7 protein-coding genes and 1 pseudogene are annotated in these 3,578 nt (G+C 59.3%); 6 read left to right on the plus strand and 2 right to left on the minus strand.

Translation table 11 applies throughout. The features are described from left to right. A pseudogene (locus AC1DR6_RS22845) lies at positions 1 to 235 on the plus strand (IS5/IS1182 family transposase); the annotation flags it as partial. Here the strand turns inward: AC1DR6_RS22845 and AC1DR6_RS22850 are convergent. After that, entirely contained in the window at positions 223 to 762 is a 540-nt protein-coding gene (locus AC1DR6_RS22850; RefSeq protein WP_476831564.1) for an efflux RND transporter periplasmic adaptor subunit, read from the minus strand. The pseudogene AC1DR6_RS22845 and the gene AC1DR6_RS22850 sit on opposite strands and share 13 nt — an antisense overlap. Further along, complete coding sequence (locus tag AC1DR6_RS22855) at positions 759 to 989, minus strand: DUF3302 domain-containing protein (RefSeq protein WP_476831565.1); 231 nt, start codon at positions 987 to 989, stop codon at positions 759 to 761. Before AC1DR6_RS22855 ends, AC1DR6_RS22850 begins: the two co-directional genes overlap by 4 nt. Before the next feature lie 252 nt (positions 990 to 1,241). On the opposite strand from AC1DR6_RS22855, the gene AC1DR6_RS22860 reads away from it, so the two are divergent. From AC1DR6_RS22860 to AC1DR6_RS22880, 5 genes are all read left to right on the plus strand, one after another. Further along, positions 1,242 to 1,817 (plus strand): hypothetical protein, encoded by a 576-nt coding sequence (locus tag AC1DR6_RS22860; protein ID WP_476831566.1) that lies wholly within the window; start codon positions 1,242 to 1,244, stop codon positions 1,815 to 1,817. Between the two features lie 118 nt (positions 1,818 to 1,935). Beyond that, positions 1,936 to 2,211 carry a helix-turn-helix domain-containing protein gene (locus tag AC1DR6_RS22865; RefSeq protein WP_476831569.1) on the plus strand — a complete coding sequence of 92 codons (276 nt, stop codon included), beginning with the start codon at positions 1,936 to 1,938 and terminating at the stop codon, positions 2,209 to 2,211. Positions 2,212 to 2,362: 151 nt separating this feature from the next. Continuing rightward, complete coding sequence (locus AC1DR6_RS22870) at positions 2,363 to 2,647, plus strand: transporter (protein WP_476831567.1); 285 nt, start codon at positions 2,363 to 2,365, stop codon at positions 2,645 to 2,647. 20 nt (positions 2,648 to 2,667) lie between these two features. After that, positions 2,668 to 3,273 carry a SphA family protein gene (locus AC1DR6_RS22875; RefSeq protein WP_476831568.1) on the plus strand — a complete coding sequence of 202 codons (606 nt, stop codon included), beginning with the start codon at positions 2,668 to 2,670 and terminating at the stop codon, positions 3,271 to 3,273. A 133-nt stretch (positions 3,274 to 3,406) separates the two neighbouring features. After that, the coding region (locus AC1DR6_RS22880; RefSeq protein WP_476831238.1) for a transposase at positions 3,407 to 3,578 on the plus strand (172 nt) is incomplete at its 3' end.

Here is a 3,578-nt window from a genome sequence, read left to right on the forward strand (position 1 = left end):
CAACGCCATCCGCCGGCAGGTCGAGGAGAACGGCACCATGCCCAACATCCCGCCCAAGGCCAACCGGCGCTGGAAGAACTGCTTCTCCCCGGTCCTCTACCGCGACCGCAACGCCATCGAACGGATGTTCTGCCGCCTCAAGGATTTCCGCCGCGTCGCCACGCGATACGATCGAAACGCCGTCAACTTCCTCGCAGCAGTCTGCATCGCAGCGACCGTCAGCTACTGGTTATGAGTCCAGACCCTAAGGCCTAGGTTCGTCACGTAGCCGTCCGCTGGAGCCCGAACGGTCGTTTTATCGAGATTCCAGCGAGCGCCTTCGATCTGAGCGGTCAACTGGCCGAGTTCGGCCTGTCGCTGCTCGACGTCAAAATTCCTGCCCGAGCCGTGGGTGCGCAGCTCTTCCATCTGCGATAGCCGCAACTCGGCGAACTTTGCTTGCGCCTCCAGCGCATCGACCTGTGAGCGATAGGGGGTCGGATCTATCCTTAAAAGAACATCGCCTTTTTTGATGGGAGTGTTCGCGACGATCGGGACATCAATCACTTCGCCGGCCACCGAGGGAATGATCTCGACCGAATTCCGCCCGCCAGCCACTGGCCCCGAGGGCGCGCCCCAGCCCATCGGGATAAAAAGTCCCACGTTCAAAGCCAGTAAAAAGATGAGGGGGGATATCTTCCAGAACGGGTTCCAGGGAATCCAGCGGAGCCAAACAAACAGAGCCAGAAGCCCAAGATAAGTCGCGAGCAGGAAGACCATCATCGGACGGCTTCCTTCCGGATTGGGACGTCGACATAGGCCCAGACCAGTACGATCGGCCAAAGCACGAAGCCGAAAACGAGCGCTGCCCAGCTTCCCGCGGCGACGGCCTCCGCCCAAGGGTGGCCTCTTCGCCGCGCGATACTGCCAGGCAGAAGCCCCAGGCCGAGGATGATCGCAACCACGAGCGATATCAAGACTATCAAAACGATCCAGTCGAATGCGTCCATGAAATTCACAAGCGTATCCGCTGCTTCGATCGAGTCAGTTGTAATTTAATTACTTTGTACTCACCCCGAAATCTCCGTTTTCTTTACAAAATTAGGCTGATAAAAGCAATTTTACTTGATTTCCATATTCACAGATGGTGTATATTGCTCCAGCATTTTTAGGGCGCCATCTCGCTTTCAACGATCCATTCTTGATACCTTAGGTTGAGGCGGCTGTGATGCGCAGTTTGTGCCAGGCTCGGAAAAGGATCGATGATCGATGATCTCGCTACGATGGCTGACGGTCGCTGCCTGATCGAGGGGCGCCGGATCGAACTGACGTCTTTCGATCAGCTTTGTCGGGCCACACCCACTTCCGACTCCGAGATCATCCAGGTCGAAGCCGGCGCGATGCGTGGGAGCTTGCATCACGCGACAATGGACGACCTTTCGCTTGGCATCGGCACGTTTTCGCGGGGATTGATCTCCCAGGGGGTCTATAGCCAAGACCGAGTCACGATCGGGATGTTGTTCAGCCATTCTCCCGAGGCCGGCGCGCCAGAAATCGCGAGCGATATCGCCGTCTGGGGGCCAGGAGCGGAACACCAACGACGGTATTACGGTGGCGGCTCCTTCGGCGGGATTTACGGCGCTGGAGATGGCACGGTTCTTCGGTGCGTCGAGCGTTTTCGCCTCTCACGACGCCTGGGCTCGAACCTCTTCGTTAAAAATGACGTTGGAAGATGGCCGTCGGATCGCGCACGTACTGTCCAACATCGCGACGCTGATCAGGGGCCCCCGCCCGGTATCGCGGTCCGAAGCCGATTTCTGGAAAGACTCGATCATTGATGCTCTGACCCACGGTCTTCACCGTGCGGAGCTAGAAGCAGTGCACGTTCCCTCTGCCGTGAGGTTGGTCAGAAACGTCTAGGACTATCTCGATGCAACGGACGGTACACCAGTCCACATCTCGCGGCTGGTTGCCGAATTCGGTGTTTCGAGGCGGACGCTTCACCGGATCTTCGAAGAGGTGCTCGGCACCGGTCCGATCCAATACCTGAGGCATAAGCGGCTGTGCCAAGCGCGCCATCGGCTCCAGGCACAAGACAATCCTTTCGCCACCATCTCCGACATCGCGTTTCAAAATGGCTTCGCCGACTTTGGACGTTTTGCGGCCTATTACCATCGCCTTTTCGACGAATACCCCTCTCAGACCGTCGCTCGAAACCGGCTGCACAGCTAACCGGGCTGACGATGACCTCACTCCATCAAAGTTCAGAGGCGGCAGATGACAGGTCGGTTAGTAAAAAGGGGAATGGGTTGGCTGATCACTGCCGGTCTCCTGGCGGCAACGGCGCAGAATTCTCGCATCGGAGGGCGGTGGCAGCCTGTTCGTGCCTGGCCTGAACGTTCCAGCAGGTGGCGTCCTGCCGCCTCCGGGCGTCTATTTCGACAACACCCTGCTGCTGTACCGCGCGCGGCAGTCTGGCCAAGTCAACACCTCGCTCGGCGGCAATGTCGTTGCGGGCATCCGGGCAAGCATCTGGGGCGACTTCCTGACCGGTTTGTGGGTCACTCCGCTGGAAATCCATGGCGGCCGGCTTGCCCTCGGCCTCAGCGTCCCCTTCGGCGAGCCAGACATCCGCGCCAATGCATTGCTCAGTGGGCCCCCGACTTAACCGTCTCATCGGACGCCCGATTGGGGTCAGATGCGACAGTCAACTTCGGGGACCCCGTCGCCAGCGCAACGATCGGTTGGAACTCTGGCAACTGGCATTGGAAGCTGGCGACAGCGGTCAGCATTCCGGCGGGTGCCTATCAGCCCGGCGAACTTTCCAACCTCGCCTTTAACCGTTGGATCGGTGATTTTTCCGGAGGCCTGACCTATCTGGATCCGACACTCGGTCTCGATCTCTCCGCGGTCGCCGGCTTCACGGTCAACGGAAGAAACAAAGAGACGGATTATCGCACGGGCAACGAGCTCCATATCGACGTTGGAATCACGAAACACCTCGCGCACGGTTTTTCGCTCGGCGTGATCGCCTCTCATTATCAGCAGGTTACCGGCGACGGGGGCTCTGGCGCGACGCTGGGTCCGTATAAGGGCCGGGTCACTGCGATCGGCGGGGTAGCAGGGTACAGCTTCAAGGTGGGCTCAACGCCGGTTTCGGCCCAGGTAAAAGTGCTTAGGGAGGTTGACGTCAGGAACCGTCCGCAAGATACGATCGGCTGGTTCCAGGTTTCCTTCCCCCTGTGGATGCCGGCCCCGGCTTCGGCAGGCCAGTCTTCGGTGGTGAAGCGCTAAGCTGCACTAACCTCTGAAGCATTCTCCCGAATTTGCTCAAGCTGACACGGCTGTGCCCACTTAGGGCTCGGACCCATAAAGAGGTTGGCACCGCTGGCTCTGTATGATTCACGGCTTCCCGGAGGAGGCCCGGATGAATCGGGATCGTTTCTGGCTCACGGATGCGCAATTCGCGCGGATCGCACCGCATTTGCCGACGGACACGCGTGGCAAACCGCGTGTTGATGACCGCCGGGTGATCAGCGGGATCGTCCATGTCCTCAAGTCAGGCGGGCGCTGGATCGATGCGCCGCCCGATTACGGGC

This window comes from Allobosea sp. P5_A5 (assembly GCF_056400625.1).